At 67.7% G+C, this 19,189-nt stretch carries 17 protein-coding genes; 13 read left to right on the top strand and 4 right to left on the bottom strand.

Features of this window, described 5'->3' with window-relative positions; genetic code table 11:
* Positions 1-54: 54 nt before the first annotated feature.
* On the bottom strand, positions 55-1,413 hold the full coding sequence (locus U1872_RS17385; RefSeq protein WP_332794183.1) for a protein adenylyltransferase SelO: 1,359 nt from the start codon (positions 1,411-1,413) through the stop codon (positions 55-57).
* A 63-nt stretch (positions 1,414-1,476) separates the two neighbouring features.
* On the opposite strand from U1872_RS17385, the gene U1872_RS17380 reads away from it, so the two are divergent.
* The 7 genes from U1872_RS17380 (at position 1,477) to U1872_RS17350 (ending at position 9,156) form a co-directional block, all read left to right on the top strand.
* A complete protein-coding gene (locus U1872_RS17380; protein ID WP_332794182.1) occupies positions 1,477-2,337 on the top strand; it encodes an alpha/beta fold hydrolase in 861 nt (286 codons plus the stop codon).
* Positions 2,338-2,507: 170 nt separating this feature from the next.
* Complete coding sequence (locus U1872_RS17375; RefSeq protein ID WP_332794181.1) at positions 2,508-3,269, top strand: SDR family oxidoreductase; 762 nt, start codon at positions 2,508-2,510, stop codon at positions 3,267-3,269.
* Positions 3,266-4,381 carry a glycoside hydrolase family 130 protein gene (locus tag U1872_RS17370; RefSeq protein WP_332794180.1) on the top strand — a complete coding sequence of 372 codons (1,116 nt, stop codon included), beginning with the start codon at positions 3,266-3,268 and terminating at the stop codon, positions 4,379-4,381. The genes U1872_RS17375 and U1872_RS17370 overlap by 4 nt, the downstream gene beginning before the upstream one ends.
* Positions 4,382-4,585: 204 nt before the next feature.
* Complete coding sequence (locus U1872_RS17365) at positions 4,586-5,728, top strand: glycosyltransferase family 4 protein (RefSeq protein ID WP_332794179.1); 1,143 nt, start codon at positions 4,586-4,588, stop codon at positions 5,726-5,728.
* Positions 5,729-5,792: 64 nt separating this feature from the next.
* Positions 5,793-7,196 (top strand): NAD(P)H-dependent flavin oxidoreductase, encoded by a 1,404-nt coding sequence (locus tag U1872_RS17360; protein ID WP_332794178.1) that lies wholly within the window; start codon positions 5,793-5,795, stop codon positions 7,194-7,196.
* An 86-nt stretch (positions 7,197-7,282) separates the two neighbouring features.
* The gene (locus U1872_RS17355) at positions 7,283-8,239 is read left to right on the top strand and encodes a polysaccharide deacetylase family protein (RefSeq protein ID WP_332794177.1); all 957 of its coding nucleotides are present in this window, start codon (positions 7,283-7,285) and stop codon (positions 8,237-8,239) included.
* On the top strand, positions 8,236-9,156 hold the full coding sequence (locus U1872_RS17350; protein ID WP_332794176.1) for a GNAT family N-acetyltransferase: 921 nt from the start codon (positions 8,236-8,238) through the stop codon (positions 9,154-9,156). The genes U1872_RS17355 and U1872_RS17350 overlap by 4 nt, the downstream gene beginning before the upstream one ends.
* A 44-nt stretch (positions 9,157-9,200) precedes the next feature.
* Here U1872_RS17350 and U1872_RS17345 read toward each other — a convergent pair whose 3' ends face one another.
* The gene (locus U1872_RS17345; protein WP_332794175.1) at positions 9,201-9,953 is read right to left on the bottom strand and encodes a hypothetical protein; all 753 of its coding nucleotides are present in this window, start codon (positions 9,951-9,953) and stop codon (positions 9,201-9,203) included.
* A gap of 112 nt (positions 9,954-10,065) precedes the next feature.
* Between U1872_RS17345 and recO the strand changes: the two genes are divergently transcribed.
* The 3 genes from recO to U1872_RS17330 are packed head-to-tail and all read left to right on the top strand — an operon-like array spanning position 10,066 to position 12,900.
* Positions 10,066-10,692 carry a DNA repair protein RecO gene (gene recO / locus U1872_RS17340; protein ID WP_332794174.1) on the top strand — a complete coding sequence of 209 codons (627 nt, stop codon included), beginning with the start codon at positions 10,066-10,068 and terminating at the stop codon, positions 10,690-10,692.
* Positions 10,693-10,735: 43 nt separating this feature from the next.
* Complete coding sequence (leuB, locus tag U1872_RS17335) at positions 10,736-11,788, top strand: 3-isopropylmalate dehydrogenase (RefSeq protein WP_332794173.1); 1,053 nt, start codon at positions 10,736-10,738, stop codon at positions 11,786-11,788.
* The gene (locus U1872_RS17330; RefSeq protein ID WP_332794172.1) at positions 11,785-12,900 is read left to right on the top strand and encodes a glycosyltransferase; all 1,116 of its coding nucleotides are present in this window, start codon (positions 11,785-11,787) and stop codon (positions 12,898-12,900) included. The genes leuB and U1872_RS17330 overlap by 4 nt, the downstream gene beginning before the upstream one ends.
* 20 nt (positions 12,901-12,920) lie before the next feature.
* Here U1872_RS17330 and U1872_RS17325 read toward each other — a convergent pair whose 3' ends face one another.
* On the bottom strand, positions 12,921-14,132 hold the full coding sequence (locus tag U1872_RS17325; RefSeq protein WP_332794171.1) for a carbohydrate porin: 1,212 nt from the start codon (positions 14,130-14,132) through the stop codon (positions 12,921-12,923).
* 68 nt (positions 14,133-14,200) lie between these two features.
* On the opposite strand from U1872_RS17325, the gene U1872_RS17320 reads away from it, so the two are divergent.
* A complete protein-coding gene (locus U1872_RS17320; RefSeq protein ID WP_332794170.1) occupies positions 14,201-16,096 on the top strand; it encodes a methyl-accepting chemotaxis protein in 1,896 nt (631 codons plus the stop codon).
* Between the two features lie 57 nt (positions 16,097-16,153).
* Here the strand turns inward: U1872_RS17320 and U1872_RS17315 are convergent, their stop codons facing one another.
* Positions 16,154-17,464: a phospholipid carrier-dependent glycosyltransferase gene (locus tag U1872_RS17315; RefSeq protein ID WP_332794169.1), complete on the bottom strand. Its 1,311-nt coding sequence runs from the start codon at positions 17,462-17,464 to the stop codon at positions 16,154-16,156.
* Positions 17,465-17,556: 92 nt separating this feature from the next.
* On the opposite strand from U1872_RS17315, the gene U1872_RS17310 reads away from it, so the two are divergent.
* Both U1872_RS17310 and apaG read left to right on the top strand, forming a co-directional pair.
* On the top strand, positions 17,557-18,762 hold the full coding sequence (locus U1872_RS17310; protein WP_332794168.1) for a trans-sulfuration enzyme family protein: 1,206 nt from the start codon (positions 17,557-17,559) through the stop codon (positions 18,760-18,762).
* Positions 18,759-19,157, top strand: coding sequence for a Co2+/Mg2+ efflux facilitator ApaG/CorD (gene apaG, locus U1872_RS17305; RefSeq protein WP_332794167.1), 399 nt, complete (start codon positions 18,759-18,761; stop codon positions 19,155-19,157). The genes U1872_RS17310 and apaG overlap by 4 nt, the downstream gene beginning before the upstream one ends.
* Positions 19,158-19,189: the final 32 nt, after the last annotated feature.

Below are 19,189 nucleotides of genomic sequence, written 5' to 3'. Positions count from 1 at the left end.
CTTAGATCGGGACGGGAATCCACTTCCCAAATGCCTCCCCGCCGGGGGGGAGGATTACAGCAGCGCCTCGCCCATCGCGCGGATGCCGGCGATTTTGGCCACGAACGGCGCCCAGTCGTCGCGCTGGTCGATCGCCGCCCAGATCGCCTCGACCTCGTCGATCAGCATCGCGCACGGTTCGCCCTGCCAATAGGCGTGATCGTGCGCCTTGCGCGGGGCATAGGGCTCGAGCGCCGTGCGGAGCTCGGCGAACGCTTCGCCTTCGGGGGCGACGCCGCCAAAGGCGTCGAAATAGAAGCGGTCGATCCCCAGCCCACTCGTCCGCAACCCGCGCTCGATCGCCTGGACCAGTGCGCGGTCGCCGTCGGGTTCGCGCGGCTTCACACCGAGCCGCCACAGGATCGCCGCCGATACCGCACTCTGATAGCGCTCGGCGAACGTATCGAGCACCGCGATCAGCGGCTCCGCCTCGACCAACGTCCGCAGCGAGATCGCCAGTTGCGTCGCGTTCCAGTGGATCGCCTCGGGCTGGCGGCCGAACGCATAGAGCCCGGCATGGTCGAAATAGGCCGCGGTGAAGCCCGGATCCCACGTCGGCGCGAACCGCCACGGGCCGTAATCGAAACTTTCGCCGGTCACGTTGATGTTGTCGGTGTTGAGCACGCCGTGGACGAAGCCCGCCGCCATGTAGCTCGCGGCGAGTTTCGCGGTGCGATCGACCACCAGGTCGAGCAGCCGCACCGGCGCGTCGGCGCCGGGCTCCTCGCCATAGAGGTTGCGCAGCACATAGCCGACCAGCCGCTCCATATTCTCGGCATCGCGCAGATAGGCGAGCCGCTGGAAGGTGCCGATGCGGATATGCCCGTGGCTGAGCCGCACCATCACCGCCGAACGCGTCGGCGAAGGCTCGTCGCCGCGCTCGAGCGCTTCGCCGGTCTCGATCAGCGAGAAGGTGCGCGACGTGTCGACGCCGAGCGCCTGCAGCATCTCGGTCGCCAGCACCTCGCGCACGCCGCCCTTGAGCGTGAGCCGTCCGTCGCCGAAGCGACTCCACGGCGTGGTGCCCGATCCCTTGGTGGCGAGGTCCATCAGCCGGCCGCGATCGTCGCGCAGCTGCGCGAACAGGAAGCCGCGGCCGTCGCCGATCTCGGGATTGTACTGGCGGAACTGATGGCCGTGATAGCGTAGCGCCAGCGGCTCGGGCAGGCTGCCGGGCAGGGGGGCGAAGCGCCCGAAATGCTGCAGCCACGCCGCATCGTCGAGCCCGGCGAGGCCGACTTCGGCGGCCGCGCGATCGTTGCGGAAGCGCAGGCGGGTCTGCGGGAAGTTCGCCGCTTCTACGCGATCGTAGAAGGCGTCGCCCAGATCGTGGATCGTCGTTTCGGGCCGACAGCCTTGCGGGGGGATGCTCATGCGTGGATATGGAGGGCACCCACCGCCGGACGCAACCCCCAGCACTTGGCCCAGGACCCGCGCATGCTGCCGTACGAAAATCGCTATTGGTGGTCCAAGGACGGGGTTCGGCTGCATTGCCGCGACTATCCCGGCCCCGCCGATCGCCCGCCGATCCTGTGCCTGCCCGGGCTGACGCGCAATGCGCGCGATTACGATGCGCTTGCGCGGCGGCTGTCGCCCGAGTGGCGGGTGATCGCGATCGACCTGCGCGGGCGCGGCGAGAGCGGTTATGCCAAGGATCCGATGAGCTACGTCCCGCTCACCTACGTGCAGGACATCGAGGCGTTGCTCGGCGAGCTCGGCGTGGCGCGCTACATCGCGTTCGGCACCTCGCTCGGCGGGATCGTCTCGATGCTGCTCGCCGGCACCGCGCATGAGAGCGTCGCGGGCGTGCTGCTCAACGACGTCGGCCCCGAGATCATGCCCGAGGGGCTGTCGCGGATCCGCGGCTATGTCGGCAAGTCGAACACCTGGCCGACCTGGCTCCACGCCGCGCGCGCCGTCGCCGAATCGAATGGCGATGCCTATCCCGGCTTCGCGCTCGAGGATTGGCTGGAAATGGCCAAGCGGCTGTACCGGCTCAACAGTGCGGGCCGGATCGTGCTCGATTACGACATGAAGATCGCAGAACCCTTCCGTGTGCCCGGCAACGAGGCCGGCCCCGACATGTGGCGTGCGCTGGCGGTGCTCGCCGACGTACCGACGCTGGTCGTGCGCGGCGAGATGTCGGACATCCTCTCGGCGGCGACTGCGACCAAGATGCTCGCGGCCTTGTCGCAGGGCGAGCTTGTCACGATCCCGCAGGTCGGCCATGCACCGACGCTGAGCGAACCCGCGGCGGTGGCGGGAATCGATCGTTTATTGTCCCGAATCTCGGCCTAGTTTTCCTCCCCTCCCTGGAAGGGGGGGGTGGGGGGGGGGTGGCCCAAGGAGAGGGTTGCCGCCGCCGCGGGCCGACCCACCCCCGACCCCTCCCTTCCAGGGAGGGGAGGAAACGAGGCGGAACCGCGCGCAGCCCGGCGCGTCTCCATACCACACACCAGGAGCCCTACATGAAGACCGTTACCGACGCGCATACCGCCATGACCAGCCTCAAGGGAAAGCGCGTCGCCATCACCGGGGGGACGACCGGAATCGGCCGCGCCATCGCCGTGCTGCTCGCCGCCGAGGGGGCCAAGGTGTTCATCTGCGGTCGCAACCCCGAATATCTCGAGGACGCACTGGCGCGCATCCGCGAAGTCGGCGGGGAGGGCGACGGCATCACCACCGAGCTGTCCGATCCCGAGAACGTGCTGAGCTTCTTCCGCCAGGCCAGCGACTATCTCGGCGGGATGGATTGCGCGGTGATCAACGCTGCGGTCGCTGCCGGTGGCCTCACCCAGATGAGCGAACCCGAGCTGCGCTACGCGATCGCGGTCGATTTCACCGCCTATCTGCTCAGCGCGCACGCTGCGGTCGACAAGCTCGAAGGGCATGGCGACATCATCCTGATCGGTTCGATGAGCGCGCACGTGCTCGGGCCGAGCTCGACCGTCTATGCCGGGATCAAGGCCGGGATCGCCGGCTTCTCCGAGGCGCTGCGTCGTGAGCTGGGTCCCAAGGGGATCAAGGTCGGCCTGATCGAACCGGGCAAGACCGGCTCGAACATGCAGCTCCCCGACATTTCGCCGGCCGAGCAGCGCAAGATGATCCACGAGGAAACCTCGCTACGCGCCGAGGACATCGCGGTCGGCGTGCACTATATGCTGACCCAGCCGCGCCGTAGCGTGATCCAGCAATTGGTGATTTCGCCGCGCGCCCAGGAGGGTGAATGACCTTTTCGCATGATGCGCTGATCTTCTCGCCCAAGGACGTCGATCTCGCCCAGTCGCCACTGGCGGGCAAGGTCGAGGCCGAGACCTATGTACTCGGCGCGTTCAACCCGGGCATGACGCGGCTCGCCAACGGCAATCTGTTGCTGATGGTGCGCGTGGCGGAGGCGCTCAAGACGCCGATCCGCGATCAGCACATCCATGCGATCCGCTGGACCGAGCATAGCTATGCGCTCGACGCCTGGCCGCTCGAACATGTCGACACCGCCGACCCGCGCAAGTTCATGATGCGCGGCGGCGGGTGGAAGGTGATGGCGCTGACCTCGCTGTCGTGGCTGCTGCCGGTCGAGCTCAATGCCGACGGGACCAAGGTCGAGCAGGTGCATTACGACAAGGCGATCGCGCCGCGCACGTCGTACCAATGCTACGGCGTCGAGGATGCGCGGATCAGCAAGGTCGGCGATCGCTATCTGATGACGACCTGCTCGGTCAGTCCCGAGCGACATTCGACCACTCTCTACAGTTCGGCCGATGCGCTGGACTGGACGCTCGAGGGGATCGTGCTCGATCATCAGAACAAGGACATGCTGATCTTCGAAGGGCTCGTCGGCGGCAAATATTTCGCGCAGACGCGGCCGCTCGGCGACCTCTATTTCGCCTATCCGCCGGGGAGCGAATGGCGCTCCGGCCCGTCGATCAATCTCTCCAGTTCGCCCGACGCGCTGCACTGGAAGCCGTACGACACGCCCGGCATCCGCCCGCACGCCAAGACGATGGCGACCGCGCGGATGGGGGGCGGCGCGCCGCCGATCCTGACCGATGAGGGCTGGCTGTCTTTGTGGCACGGGGTCGAGCCGATGGGCGTGGTCGGCGTGTACCGCACCTATTGGTCGCTGCTCGACCGCGACGATCCGAGCGTGGTGCTGCGCACCTGCCACGATCCGCTGATCGAAGCCAATCCGGCGCTGACCGAGCCGATCAAGGATCTGATGTATCTCGACAATGTCGTGTTCACGACGGGGATCGCCGATGCCGGTGACCGCTATGTGGTGGCGAGCGGCGAGGCTGATCTCGGGTGCCGGATCACGCATATACCGAAGTCCGCGTTCGCGTAACGCATTCCCCTCCCGCTTGCGGGAGGGGTTAGGGGAGGGGACGACCTGGAACATTTGGCGCTGCGCCCGCGGCACGACCCTCCCCCAACCCCTCCCGCAGGCGGGAGGGGAGCAAGAAGAAGCGAGAGGGGCGCGCTCAACGGCGGCAAGCCCCCCACACCAACAGATGACGCCGCAGTCATTTCACGCTAACGCCGCGCGGAAATGAGCCGTCCCGTCAACATCCTGCACTTACACTCGACCTTTTCGCTCGGCGGCAAGGAAGCGCGCGCGGTGCGGTTGATGAACGCGTTCGGCGCGAGCGCCCGCCACACGATCGTGTCGGGGATGGACGGGCAGTATGGCGCGCAGGCCGCGATCGCCACGGGCATCGACTATGAGATCGCGCAGAACCCGCCGCCGCTGACCGGCTCGCCGTCGGTCAAGCGCTACGAGGCGATCGCGGCCTATATGCGCCGGTTCGATCTCGTGCTGACCTACAATTGGGGTGCGATCGACGGGGCGATGGCGCGGCGCGTGTCGTCGAAGGGCGTGCCGCCGCTGGTGCATCACGAGGACGGCTTCAACGCCGACGAGGCCGACGGCCTCAAGATCGAGCGCAACCTCTATCGCCGCTTCGCGCTGACCAAGGCCGATGCCTTGGTCGTGCCGTCGCAGACGCTCGAGGAGATCGCGCTCAAGGCCTGGAAGCAGCCGCGCGAGCGCGTGCACCGCATCGCCAACGGCATCGACACCGCGCGCTATGCGATTCCGCCCAAGCCGAACGCTATCCCCGGCTTCAAGCGCAAGCCCGGCGAGGTCGTGATCGGCACGCTCGCCGGCCTGCGCGAGGTCAAGGATCTGCCGCTGCTGGTGCGCGCGTTCGGCGGCATGTCGACGCGCGCGCGGCTGGTGATCGTGGGGGAGGGCCCCGAGCGGCAGGCGATCCTGGATGCGGCCGAGCGGATGGGCGTGGCCGACCAACTCGTCATGCCGGGCTTCCTGCCCGATCCGCACGCCTATATCGGGCTGTTCGACATCATGGCGCTGTCGTCCAGGTCCGAGCAATTCCCGATCTGCGTGCTCGAGGGGATGGCGGCGGGGCTGCCGATCGTGTCGACCCCGGTCGGCGACGTGCTTCGCATGGTCGCACCCGAAAATGCCGGTTTCATCGAGCGGCGGCAGCAGGAAGTCCCGATCCGCGATGCGCTCGAGACGCTGGCCAGTTGCTCGCCCGAGGCGCGCAAGGCGCTGGGCGCGCATAATAGCCGCAAGGCCGTCGCCGAATATGACGAAGCGACGATGATCAAACGCTATGCCGATCTCTATGGGGCGGTTATCGGGCGCCCAGGGGCATTTACGCACTAGGGATTTGCCCGAGAGGGCATCCAAAGCGTATATCAAAACGTATGTTAAGTCGGAGGCCGTCACGTTGTTCAAAGGTTTGAAGCCCATCGTCTATGGCGGCCGCGAGGTCTGGCCGCTCGTCGAGGGAGGCAAGGGCGTCGCCGCGACCAATCATGCGAGCGCTGGCGCCTGGGCGGCGGCCGGCGGAATCGGCACCGTTTCGGCGGTCAATGCCGACAGCTATGATCCCGACGGCAAGATCATCCCGCAGGTCTACAAGGCGCTGACGCGGCGCGAGCGCCATGAGGAATTGATCGAATATGCGATCGAGGGTGCCGTTCAGCAGGTCCGCAAGGCGTACGACATCGCCGGCGGCAAGGGCGCGATCAACATCAACGTGCTGTGGGAAATGGGTGGCGCCCAGCGCATCCTGCACGGCGTGCTCGAGCGCACGCGCGGGCTTGTCGCCGGTGTGACCTGCGGCGCGGGCATGCCGTACAAGCTGAGCGAGATCACCGCGTCGTACGAAGTCAGCTATCTGCCGATCGTCAGCTCGGGCCGCGCTTTCCGCGCGCTGTGGAAGCGCGCTTACTCGAAGGCGGCGGATTGGCTGTCGGCGGTGGTGTATGAGGATCCGTGGCTCGCGGGCGGGCATAACGGCCTGTCCAACGCCGAGGACCCGCTCGTCCCGCAGGATCCCTATCCGCGCGTCAAGGCGCTGCGCGACACGATGCGCGAAGGCGGCATTTCTGACGACGTGCCGATCGTCATGGCGGGCGGCGTCTGGTATCTGCGCGACTGGAACGACTGGATCGACAATCCCGAGCTCGGCACGATCGCCTTCCAGTTCGGCACGCGCCCGCTGCTGACGCAGGAGAGCCCGATCCCCGAGGAGTGGAAGGCGAAGCTGACCAACATCCAGGAAGGCGACGTGCTGCTGCACCGCTTCTCGCCGACCGGTTTCTATTCGAGCGCGGTGCTCAACCCGTTCCTGCGCCACCTCCAGGCGCGCTCCGAGCGGCAGATCGCCTTCTCGACGCAGAGCGCCGGCGACCATACCTATCAGCTCGACGTCGGCGTGAAGGGCAAGAACTTCTGGGTCACGCGCAACGACCTGCTGCGCGCGCGGCAGTGGTATGGCGAGGGCTTCACCGATGCGCTCAAGACGCCCGACAACACGCTCGTCTTCGTCACGACGCCCGACAAGGGCGTGATCCGCAAGGACCAGGCCGATTGCATGGGCTGCCTCAGCCAGTGCGCCTTCTCGTCCTGGTCGGACACCGAGACCAATTCGACCGGTCGCCTCGCCGATCCGCGCAGCTTCTGCATCCAGAAGACGTTGCAGGACATCGCGCATGGCGGCGACACCGACCAGAATTTGATGTTCGCCGGGCACGGCGCCTATCAGTTCAAGCGCGACCCGTTTTACTCGAACGGGTTCGTGCCGACGGTCAAGCAATTGGTCGACCGCATCCTCACCGGCGACTGAGCGCCTGAGCGCCTGAGCGCCTGAGCAATAGTACGTAACAGAAGGGTTGGGAGTTTGTTCACCCACTTGCGCTAAGGCGTGAGCCTATGAGCACCCCCGTTTTCCTGACTGTCGACACCGAAGTGATGTGGCGACATCATTGCGACGGCCTGGCGAGCGCGGAAATCTTCGCGCGCTCGCTCGAGCCGGCGGGGGTGGGGGTCAGCTACCAGCTCGACGTACTGGCGCGGCACGGCCTGAAGGCCTGCTTCTTCGTCGATCCGATGCCGGCACTGACCTTCGGGCTGGCCCCGATGCGTCATGTCGTCGAGACGATCCTCGCCGCCGGGCAGGAAGTGCAACTGCACCTCCACCCCAACTGGACCGGCGCGGTCGCGGGCGACGGCGGCGCACAGGCATCGCGCTTCGAACTGGTCGAATACAGCCTGGACGAGCAGCGCGACCTGATCGTCGGCGCGACCGAGCTCCTCGTCGCGGCCGGTGCGCCGCATCCGATCGCGTTCCGTGCCGGATCGTACAGCGCCAATGACGACACGTTGCGTGCGCTCGGCGAGCTCGGCTTCCGCTACGACACGAGCCACAATGGCAGCGAACATCCCTGGCCGAGCGCGATCGACCTGCCGGCGCGGCAAATCGCGCCGATCGAGCGCGAGGGCGTGATCGAAATACCGGTGACGGTGATCGAGGAGCGGCCCGGCGCGCTGCGCAATTTCCAGATCTGCGCGCTGTCGGTCGGCGAAATGCGCGCCGCGCTCGACCATGCGCTGATTGCCGAGCATGCCGCAGTGACCATCGTCAGCCATGGCTTCGAGCTCGCCAATCGTGCGGGGACGCGGCCCAATACCGTCCATGTCCGCCGCTTCGACGCGCTGTGCGCCTTGCTCGCCGAGCGCGCTGCGGACATGCCCACGCAGCACTATGCCGATCGCCCGGCGCTGCGGCTCGGCCAGCGCGACACCCCGCTCGCGCCCGATCCGATGCGCACCCGCTGGCGCCAGGCCGAGCAGCTTTGGTCGAACATGGTGGCGGAACGCGCGGCGTGACACCGCCGCGTGCGGAGGTGGTGCCGCTGCGCTTCCAGATCGGCGCGCGATCGCTCGGGTCGATCCGGCGCAGGCTCCTACGGCTGCCGCTGTCGCTCGACACGGTGCTCGACGGCCCGCTGCCGACCCTTCCGCCGCTCGCCCGTGGCATCGACGGCTATGCCGTTACCTCGCTCCCCGAACAGGGCCTGGCAGCGCTGCGCCGCACCGCTGGCGAAATGCTCTGTTACGTCCGGCAACGCTATCCGCGGCATTATACCGATTTGACGGTCGGCTTTGCGGCCTATCAGGCGGCGCTGTCGGGCAACACGCGCTCGGGGCTCAAGCGCAAGACGAAGCGCGTGATCGAGCTGTCGGGCGGCGCGCTCGACGTTCGGCGCTTCCGCACCGCCGACGAGCTCGGCGCCTTCCACGCGGTCGCGCGGGGGATCTCGCAGCTGACCTATCAGGAGCGCTTGCTCGGCGGCGGGTTGCCCGACGATGCGGCCTTCGTGCGCACCATGACCGCGCTCGCGGCGGCGGACCAGATGCGCGCCTGGCTGCTTTACGTGGCTGGCGAGCCGGCGGCGTATCTCTACTGCCCCATCGAAGGCGGGACGGTGCGCTACGACCATGTCGGGCACGACCCGGCGTTCAACGATCTGTCCCCCGGCGGCGTGCTGATGCTCGAGGCGATGCGCGACCTCTACGCCGAGCCGGGCCTCACCCGCTTCGATTTCACCGAGGGCGACGGCCAGCACAAGCGCAGCTTCGCGACCGCCGGCGTGGCGTGCGTCGACGTGCTGCTGCTCCGCCCGACGCTCGCCAACTGCGCGACGATCGCCGCGCTCGAGGCGTTCGACCGGGTGGCGCTGTGGGCCAAGCACGCGGTGGCGCGGCTAGGGCTCGAGCGGATCGCACGGCGGGTGCGGCGCTAGCGGCGATTTTGCCGGATGCGGTCGTTCCGGCGCCCGCACGCGCATCACTCCCGCGGCGACGGTGGCCTGAAATCGAGCACGCTCTTTGTATAGCTTTCAACGACGGTACTGAACGGCACCCCGCCCGCCGTGACGAGCAATGCGCGGTTCTCGATGACATGGTCGGGGATGGTCAATGGCGCAGAGTCGCTGATGATCGGAGTGCCGCTATCCCAGCCACGCGGCAGTGGCGACCATAACAGCTGCGCCGAGAGCGTCTGACGACGGAAGTGCAGCGGCTGGACGACCCTGCCAAACGCGGCGTTGCTCTGGTCTAGCGCGGCATTCATCTGTGGCGTCAACCGCGACGGGACGTACCAATTGTCGGCTTCCGACAGAATATGGCTGCCGCACCGCAGGCTTACGCGTCGATAGCGGATCGGCTCCTGATCGGAGACACCGAGCAAGCGGCGCTGTTCGGCAGTCGCCGGTTTCACCACCGCGGTGTTGCGATCTGCGACGATCTTGCTGCCTGGCGCATCGATCTGATGGCGCGTGCACCAGTCATCGAGCGTCAGCGTGGCGCTGTCGCGCGTCAGCAAGTCGAGCTGCAGCGATTGAAGCGCGGCGAGAGCCTCGACCCGGCTCGTCGCATCGCCGCGCCATGTGAGCGGGGTTGCTTCATTGCCGTCAGCGGGGGGCAGTGCCGAAATCAGCACGGTGGCAAGCATGAGCATGGGCGCCGCCATAGGCGGGTGATTACGGAAGGCGAAGGGGCCGCGACGCGCGCTGCGGCAGGCCGTGACCTTCTTGCCCATGGTCTGGACCCTGCGACCGCGCTGGACGCGAAACGGCGCGGGGCGTTCCGCCCGGCTGACCGATGCGCTCCAAACCCTGGCGAATCGGCCGGCCCACGCTACACCCTTCCCAATGCATCTGCGCGCCGAAGCTCTGATCCTCGCGGTCCGCCACCACGGCGAGCATGGCGCGATCGTGCGTGCGCTGACCGGCGAGCACGGGCTGCAGGCGGGCTATGTCCGCGGCGGGCGGTCGAGCCGGATCCGGCCGATCCTGCAACCTGCCAACCGCGTGATCGGCGAATGGCGGGCGCGCACCGACGATCAGCTGGCGAGCCTCACCGTCGAACTCGTCGCCAGCCGTGCGCCGCTGTATGCCGAGCCGCTCCCCGCGCTAGCGCTCGAATGGGTAACGACGCTGACCGCCGCCGCCTTGCCCGAGGCGCAGCCCTATCCGCGGCTCTATGCCGGGCTCGACGGGACGATCGCCGCGATCGAACTGGCGCCGGCCGCGCGGGGCTGGGCGCTGGCGCTCGCGCGCTACGAACTGCTGCTGCTCGCCGAGCTTGGCTACGGTCTCGAACGCGACACGCTGCCGCCGTCGCTGACGACGGGAGTAGCGCCGGAATGGCCCGAAATCCTCGCGGCGCTCGCGCTCACCGGCGACGCGCTCGAGCGGCAGATCCTGGTCGATCGCCGCGCGATCACGCTGGCGGCGCGCATCCGGCTGGTGGACCGGCTGAAAAGGGCAGTTGCGTGACGCGCCGCGCCTCGGCATTGGCGGCGGGGAAGGGAACTCTATCTTGGCACTGATCGCGATCCTCGCCGGCGACGGCATCGGCCCCGAAGTCACCCACGAAGCCCGCCGCGTGCTCGAGGCGCTCGGCCTCAACCATCAGTTCGAACCCGGCCTGGTCGGCGGCGCCGCCTATCGCGCGCTCGGCCATCCGCTCCCGCCGCAGACGCTCGAACTGGCGCACCGCGCCGATGCGATCCTGTTCGGTGCGGTCGGCGATCCCGACATGGACGGGCTCGAGCGCACGCTGCGCCCCGAGCAGGCGATCCTGGGGCTGCGCAAGGCGCTCGGCCTGTTCGCCAATCTGCGCCCCGCGACGATGTTCCCGGGGCTCGAGGATGCCTCGGCGCTCCGCCCCGAAGTCGCCCGCGCGATCGACATGGTGATCGTGCGCGAGCTGACCGGTGACGTCTATTTCGGCGACAAGGGCCGCGGCCACACCAAGATGGGCCTGCGCGAAGGCCACGACATGATGCGCTACGACGAGGCCGAAGTCGCGCGGATCGCGCGCGTCGGCTTCGAGATGGCCAAGCGCCGCAAGAAGATCCTCACCTCGGTCGACAAGGCCAACGTGCTCGAAACCTCGCAGCTGTGGCGCGAGATCGTCAACGAGGTCGCGCTCGATTATCCCGAGGTGAAGTTGACGCACATGTATGTCGACAACGCCGCGATGCAGCTGGTGCGCAACCCCGGCGCGTTCGACGTGATCGTCACCGGCAATCTGTTCGGCGACATCCTGTCCGACCAGGCGAGCATGTGCGTCGGCTCGATCGGGATGCTGCCGTCGGCGTCGCTCAACGAGTGGACCGGCACGTGCGGGCTGTACGAGCCGATCCACGGTTCGGCGCCCGACATTGCCGGGCAGGGCAAGGCCAATCCGTGCGCGGCGATCCTGTCGGCGGCGATGCTGCTGCGCCACTCGCTGTCGGACGAAGCCTCGGCGCAGCGGATCGAGGCGGCGGTCGTCGCGGCGATCGGCAGCGGCGTGCGCACCCCCGATCTCGGCGGCACGCATTCGACCGTGGCGATGGGCGATGCGGTGCTGGCCGCCCTGAAATGATCGCAGCGCGGGGGAATGGCGTGCTCGAGCTCGCGGTCGTCATCCCGACCTTCAACGAGCTGCGCAACGTTCCCCTGCTGATTGCCAAGCTCGATCAAGCCCTTGCCGGGCGATGCTGGGAAGCGATCTTCGTCGACGACGACAGCCCCGACGGCACCGCGCAGGCGGCGCGCGAGCTCGGCAAGACCGATTCGCGCGTTCGCGTGATCCAGCGCTTCGGCCGCCGCGGCCTGTCGTCGGCCTGTATCGAGGGGATGTGCGCCACCGCCGCGCCGTGCGTCGCGGTGATCGACGGCGACCTGCAGCATGACGAGACGATCCTGCCGGCGATGCTCGACGCGCTGCAGGCCGATCCCGCGCTCGACGTGGTGATCGGCTCGCGCTTTGTCGAAGGCGGTGGGACGGGCGACTGGGACCAGGACCGCGTCAACAAGTCGGCGCTGGCGACGAGGCTGTCGCGCCGCGTGCTCAAGGCCGACCTCAGTGATCCGATGAGCGGCTTCTTCATGGTGCGCACGCAGATCGCGCGCGACCTGATCCCGCATCTTTCGGCGATCGGCTTCAAGATCCTGCTCGACATCATGACCGCAAGCCCGCGGCCGCTGAAGTTTCTCGAGCTGCCCTACACCTTCCGGCTGCGCACCGAGGGCGAGAGCAAGCTCGATTATGTCGTCGCGATGGAATTCCTGATCGCGCTCTACGATCGGTTGTTCGGCCGTATCGTGCCGGTGCGTTTCGTGATGTTCACGGGGATTGGTGCGCTCGGCGCGCTGGTGCATCTCGCCGTGCTCTACATGCTGTACCGCAGGGCCGGCGTCGCGTTCGTGTCGGCGACGGTCGTCGCGGTCGTGTTGGCGATGACCTTCAACTTCTTCCTCAACAACGCGCTGACCTATCGCGAGCGCCGGCTGAAGGGCGCGCGCGCGTTGCTCGACGGGTGGATCTCGTTCTGCCTCGTCTGCTCGGTCGGCGCGGCGGCGAATGTCGGCGTGGCCTTCTTCCTGTTCCGGATGGAGCATGGGACGTGGGCCTATTCGGCGGTCGCCGGGCTGCTCGTGGCGGCGGTGTGGAATTACGCGCTGTCTTCGCGGTTTGTTTGGGGGCGCTACTAGCCGCGTCGTTCGCGCCGGACTCAGTGCCGCTCGAACGCCGCGATGATCCGCAGTCCCAGGATCAGCGCATCGCGGCGAGCGCCGTTGCCATAGGCGCGGCGGACATATTGCAGGTCGGGCTGGACCGAGAGAAACGGGGCGATCCGGTCCTGATAGGTCAGCTCCAGTCCGGTCTCGGCCATGTCGGGCCGTTCGCCCGCGTCGCGCAGCTGATCCTTGAAGCCGGACGAGAGCAGCGCGTGCGCTATGCCGAGCGAGAGCTGGCCGTGCGGGCGGCCCGCGATCAGGCCGGTCGCGAGCAGGCCAGCCTGGATCCCGCCGCGAAACTGCGTGGTTTGCCCATCGGACATGCCGGCCCGCACGAAGATGGCAACGCCGTGCGCATCGTCGCCGACCAGCCGCTGGTCGAGCAGGCCATAGGCGCCGCGCGCGATCCGGCGGAGCGGCGAACCGTCGAGATCGACCGCGCGCAGATCGTCCTGCCGCCGCGTATATCGCCACACACCGAAGGCGAGCTTGCCGCCGCCGCGGGTGCTGCCGCCCTCGGCGATCAGCAACGCGCCGTCCTGCATCGTGAGGTCGACCCCGGCGGCATCGCCGAGCACGCCTGCGCGCGCATCGACGACGGCCGCGCGCAGATACGCCGACGGCGCCACGGCAATGTTGAGCCGCGCGGTCAACGCCGTCGACGGAAAGATCGAGGGACCATTGGGGCCGGTCGATGCAAGCTCCGAACCGATCCCGAAGGCGGGCGCGATCAACAGTCCGGCGGCGTCGTTCTGGTAGAAATCGGCGTTGAGATCCGACAAGCCGACCAGCAGCGCGAGCCGATCGTGGGCGAAGGTCTGCTCGATCCACGCTTCGTAGAGCTTGGTGCGCCCTTCGGCGACTTCGATATTGTCGATGCCCTGCAGCGTGCCGGCAAGATCGTTGATCGCGCGCCCATGATTGCTCAGCAGATGCACGTGCGCGCGCGCGCCGTGCCAGCCGACCAGGCGATCCAGATCGCCCTCGGCGGTGAGTTCGAGATTGCCCAGCGCACCGGCACCGCGGGCGTCGCCGCCCGCCGCCACGCCGATGACGTCGAAGACATAGCGGCCGTCGACCGTGACGACGCGCGGCGGGGGCGCCGGTTCGGGAGCACTCGACTGCGCGCTTGCGGGGGCGGCGCCGCCCGCAGCCGTCGCCAGCAAACATCCCAGAACCAGCGCACGATACGTAATCTGCATCATTAACCGCCCGACCAAAGTAGACGATCCTATTATAGGATGGTTCGCATAACGATGGAGTCAGCGGGTCGATGAGTTCCACCACACCAATGCAGGCACGCGGCCAGATGTCGCTCGATCGCGCGATCCGTTTGTCAGGGGGAGCGTTGCTCGGCCTGATGGTGGTTTGCGGTGGCACCGGGCTCGGCGCCGCCTGGATGCAGTCCGACGCGCTTGTCCGGCGAAACGAAGCGGCCGTGCTGCTATCGAACCACCAGCTGGCCGACATGATGCACGATGCCGTTCGCGCCGACGTGCTCGCGATATTGGAGTCGAACGACCCGAGCAGTGGCCTCAAGCGCTCGGAGATCAGCGCCGACTTTGACGAGCATCTGAAGGCGCTGCGCAAAGGTATTGCCGCCGATGGCGCCTTCGATGGCTCGGCCGACGTCAAGGCGGTCACCGCGCAACTGCCCGCGCCGATGCAAAGCTATACCGACGCCGCCGAGCGGATCTTTGCGGAATCGGGAAGCGATCCGACCGCGGCGCGCCGAAATCTGCCGTCCTTCTTCGTCCAATTTCGCGCGCTCGAAACCTCGATGGCCAAGGCATCCGACGCCATCATCACGCATGCGCAGCGAACATCCGACCGGGCCGAGACCGTCGGCACGACTGCCATTATCCTGCTGGTCATCGTCCTCGCGCTGGGGATCGCGGGCACCTTTGCCTTCGTGCGCCTGGCGACACGCCGGGTCGTTCGTCCCATCGAGACCCTCGCCGCAACGATGCGCGCCATGGGCGGCGGCAATCTGGACGTCGCGGTCGAGGGTGCCGAGCGCGGCGACGAACTCGGCGACATGGCCAAGGCGATGCTCGCGTTCCGCAACCAGCTCCAGGCCGCCGAGGCATCGAAGGCCGCGCAGGCACAGCTCATCGTCGACAGTCTCGGCACCGGTCTGACGGCGCTCGCCGATGGCGACCTCACCGTCGAGATCGATACGGACCTGCAGGCCCCGTTCACGGCGCTCAAGGACAATTTCAATACCGCGGTCAGGACTCTGCGCGCGTTGATCGGCGCGGTCAGCGAAAGCGCCGGGACGATCCGCACCGGGTCCGACGAGATCGCGCGGGCGAGCGAGGATCTGGCGCGGCGCACCGAGACCAATGCCGCCAGCCTCGAACAGACGTCGGCTGCGATCGCGCAGATGGACCAGCGCCTCCAGGCGACGGCGAGCGCCGCTGCGCGCACTGTCGATCGGGCCGACGGCGCGATGACGACGGTCGCGGACGGTCGCACCGTCACTGCCGAAACGGTTCAGGTGATGATGCGCGTCAGCGAAAGCGCCAAGGGCATCGACGACGTGATCGAAGGGCTCGACAAGATCGCGTTCCAGACGCGCGTGCTGGCGATGAACGCCGCGGTCGAGGCGGGGCGGGCGGGCGATGCGGGACGCGGTTTCGCCGTCGTTGCCGATCTCGTCTCCGCGCTCGCGATGCGCGCCGAGGAAGAGGCCGGCCGCGCGCGCGAGCAGATCACCACGACGCAGGCCGAGATCGGGGCCGCGGTCAGCCGTGTCCAGCAGGTCGATAGCGCCCTGTCGAACATCTCCAGCGACGTGGGCGAGGTGCACACGCTGCTGGCCGGAATCGCCGGCGACAATATCGCGCAATCGACCGCCGTGACGCAGGTCACCGCGGCGGTCCGTGCGATGGACCAGGCGACGCAGCAGAATGCCGCAATGGTCGAAGAGACGTCAGCCGCTGCCCGCAACCTTGCCACCGAGGTGGTTGCGCTTGCGCAGCAGACGGAGAAGTTCACGATCGGCCATGCCGTGCGCCAGCCGGCTCGCTCCGTCGCCCCGCCTGCGCCTGCACCGCGCATCGCGAAGATCGCCTCTATGGCGCCCAAAGCGGCGACGACCCGGCCACGCGTGATCCCGGCGATGGCGGTCGCCGCCGGGGGTGGCGACGACTGGACTTCGTTCTGAGATGGCTCGGCGCCCCCGCGCGATGCTATAATGGCAGACTGCGGGGCCGCCGGGAATCTAAACCCAGCTCGGAAACCACGTCCACAGCCGGAATGCGTTGGGCCCCCACAGCGGCATCGCCGAGAGGATCGGGTAGAACATCGCGAACAGCACGATAGCGCCGCCGAGCAACGCCGCATCCCACGCGCGCCCGCGCCGATAGCGATCGATCGCCACGGCGAGCGCGACGCACAGCAAGATGCTCGGCAGATAGTAATAATAGAAAAAGCCGAGCGACTTGGGGATCACGGCCCACACGACATAGCTGCCGAGCCACAGCCCCGCCGCGCCGAGGAGCGGGAGCGAGCGCTGCCGCACGCCGTCATAGAGGCACGCCGCGACCGCGATCAGCCCACCCCACAGGATGGCGAGGTTGCCTACCAGCAGCACGCCGCGTTGCGCCCCGTCGGTCGGCTCGTAGAGATACCAGATCGGACGGATCACCAGCGGCCAGCTCCACCAGCCCGATTGGTAAGTATGCGCTGCAAGTATCTGGGTTTGCTGGTGATACATGGTTAGCTGGAACGGCAGCAGCCGCGCCATGTTCATCGGTTGCACCGCGTAGAAGAAGGCTGGCGCGAAGGTCGTGAAATAGGTTGCGATGCTTACCGCGCCCAGCACCACGATCGCCGGGATCGCGGCCATGCCGCGCCAGTGGCGATGCACGCCGCCGATCGGTCGTGCATTGAGCGCGGCGAACGCCGAGTGGCCGCTGCGCCGCGCGTCGACCAGCCGCACGACGACGAAGCCGATCGCGGCATAGGCGACGAACGGCGCCGCGATCCATTTCGCCGCGACGGCGAGGCCGAGCAGCACGCTGCCGAGGATCCAGCGGCCCCACGCAGCGCGCACGCTATCGGCGCGCATCGCCCAGAGCAGGCTGGCGATGCCGAGCAGCGTGAACGCGGCCATGAAGCCGTCGAGCATCGCGATCCGCGCCTGGACGAAGACGGTGAAGTTGAAGAGTGCAAACAGCGCGCCGAACACCGCCGGCCGCACGCGCCCGAGCATCAGCCAGACGATCGCGAACACGCCGAGCACGGTCGCGGTCCCGGCGAGCGTCGAGAAGAAGCGCCACCCCAGGCTGTTGTCGCCGAGCAGCAGGATCCCGCCGGCGATGATCTCCTTGGCGAGCAACGGATGCTCGATGTTGCGCGGCCCCGACAGCGCGATCAGCGTGCGCGCGGCGGGGACGTAATGGACTTCGTCGAACATCAGCTTGGTCGGGATCGTCAGGCGATAGCTGAACAGCAGTTGCGCCAGCAGCGCGATCAGCGCGGCGGCGCGATACGGGCTGGTACTGGCGGCTTTGGGGGGAACGGCGCTCACCCGCCCTTCTATCCAGCCGAACAGCGCGGCTTTCAAGCGCATAGGCCGGCACCCCATTGACGCGCGGCCCCCGCCACCGGCAAAGCACGGCCATGAAACGTCGTACCGGCCAGGACCAGAGCATCACGCGCCAATGGCGCCCCGCCACCCAAGCCGTGCGTGGCGGCACCGCCCGCAGCGAATTCGGGGAGACGTCCGAGGCGATCTTCCTCACCTCGGGCTATGCCTATGATTGCGCCGCCGACGCCGCAGCGCGCTTCGCCGGCGAGCAGCAGGGCATGACCTATTCGCGGTTGCAGAACCCGACGGTCGAGATGCTCGAAGGGCGGATCGCCTTGCTCGAGGGCGCCGAAGCGTGCCGCACGATGACCACCGGCATGGCGGCGATGACCGCAGTGCTGCTGTGCCAGCTGCAGACCGGCGACCATGTCGTCGCCGGCCGCGCCGCCTTCGGTTCGTGCCGCTGGCTGGTCGACACGCTGCTGCCCAAGTTCGGGATCGAGACGACGGTCGTCGATGCCCGCGACCCGCAGCAGTTCGAGGATGCGGCGAAGGCCAACACCAAGGTGTTCTTCTTCGAAACGCCTGCCAACCCGACGATGGATATCGTTGATCTGAAAGCGGTTTGCGACATCGCGCGCGCGCGCGGGATCACCTCGGTGGTCGACAATGCCTTTGCCACACCCGCGCTGCAGCGGCCGATGGAATTCGGTGCCGACGTCACCGCCTATAGCGCGACCAAGATGATGGACGGGCAGGGGCGTGTGCTCGCCGGGGCCGTGTGCGGCACCGAGGATTTCATCACCAACACGCTGCTGCCCTTCACGCGCAACACCGGTCCGACGCTCAGCGCATTCAATGCCTGGGTGGTGCTGAAAGGGCTCGAGACGCTCGACCTGCGCATCCGCCGGCAGAGCGAGAACAGCCTCAAGGTCGGCGCCTTCCTCGAAACGCGCGTGCCCCGCATGCTGCATCCGGGTCTGGCGAGCCATCCGCAGCACAATCTCGCCATGTCGCAGATGGACGCGTGCGGGCCGATCTTTGCGTTCGAGGTGGCCGATCGCAAGCAGGCGCACGGGCTGCTCGACGGGCTGCAGCTGGTCGATATCTCCAACAATATCGGCGACTCGCGCTCGCTGATGACGCATCCGGCGTCGACGACGCATTATGGCGTCGCGGAAGAGAAGCGGCTGGAAATGGGCGTGACCGAGGGGCTGCTGCGCTTGAACGTGGGCCTCGAGGATCCGCAGGACGTGATCGAGGATCTCGACCGCGCGCTGACGGCGGTCGGTCTGTGAAGGCCCTGTTCCCGCATGTCGCCGAGACGCGCGGGGTGGTCGTGCGCGTCGCGGTCAGCTTCCTGCCCGAACAGTCCGAGCCCGAGCGCGGCCGCTGGTTCTGGGCCTATCATATCCGCATCGAGAATGCCGGCGCTATGACGGTGCAGCTGCTGATGCGCCACTGGATCATCACCGACGGCCGCGGGGCGCGCCATTCGGTCGAGGGCGAGGGCGTGATCGGCGAGCAGCCGATGATCGCGCCGGGCGAGAGCTTCGATTACGTCTCGGGCTGCCCGCTCGCGACGTCGACCGGTTCGATGGTCGGCAGCTACGGCATGATGGGCGAGGATGGTTCGGGGTTCGACGTCGCCATTCCGAAATTCGGGCTGATCGCCCCGGCGGTTGGGGCGTGAGGGCGCTCTTCTTTCTCCCCTCCCGCATGCGG

Origin of the sequence: Parasphingomonas frigoris (assembly GCF_036663815.1) — a bacterium.
Lineage (GTDB): Bacteria > Pseudomonadota > Alphaproteobacteria > Sphingomonadales > Sphingomonadaceae > Sphingomonas.
This window is presented reverse-complemented; position numbering and strand designations above follow the sequence as displayed.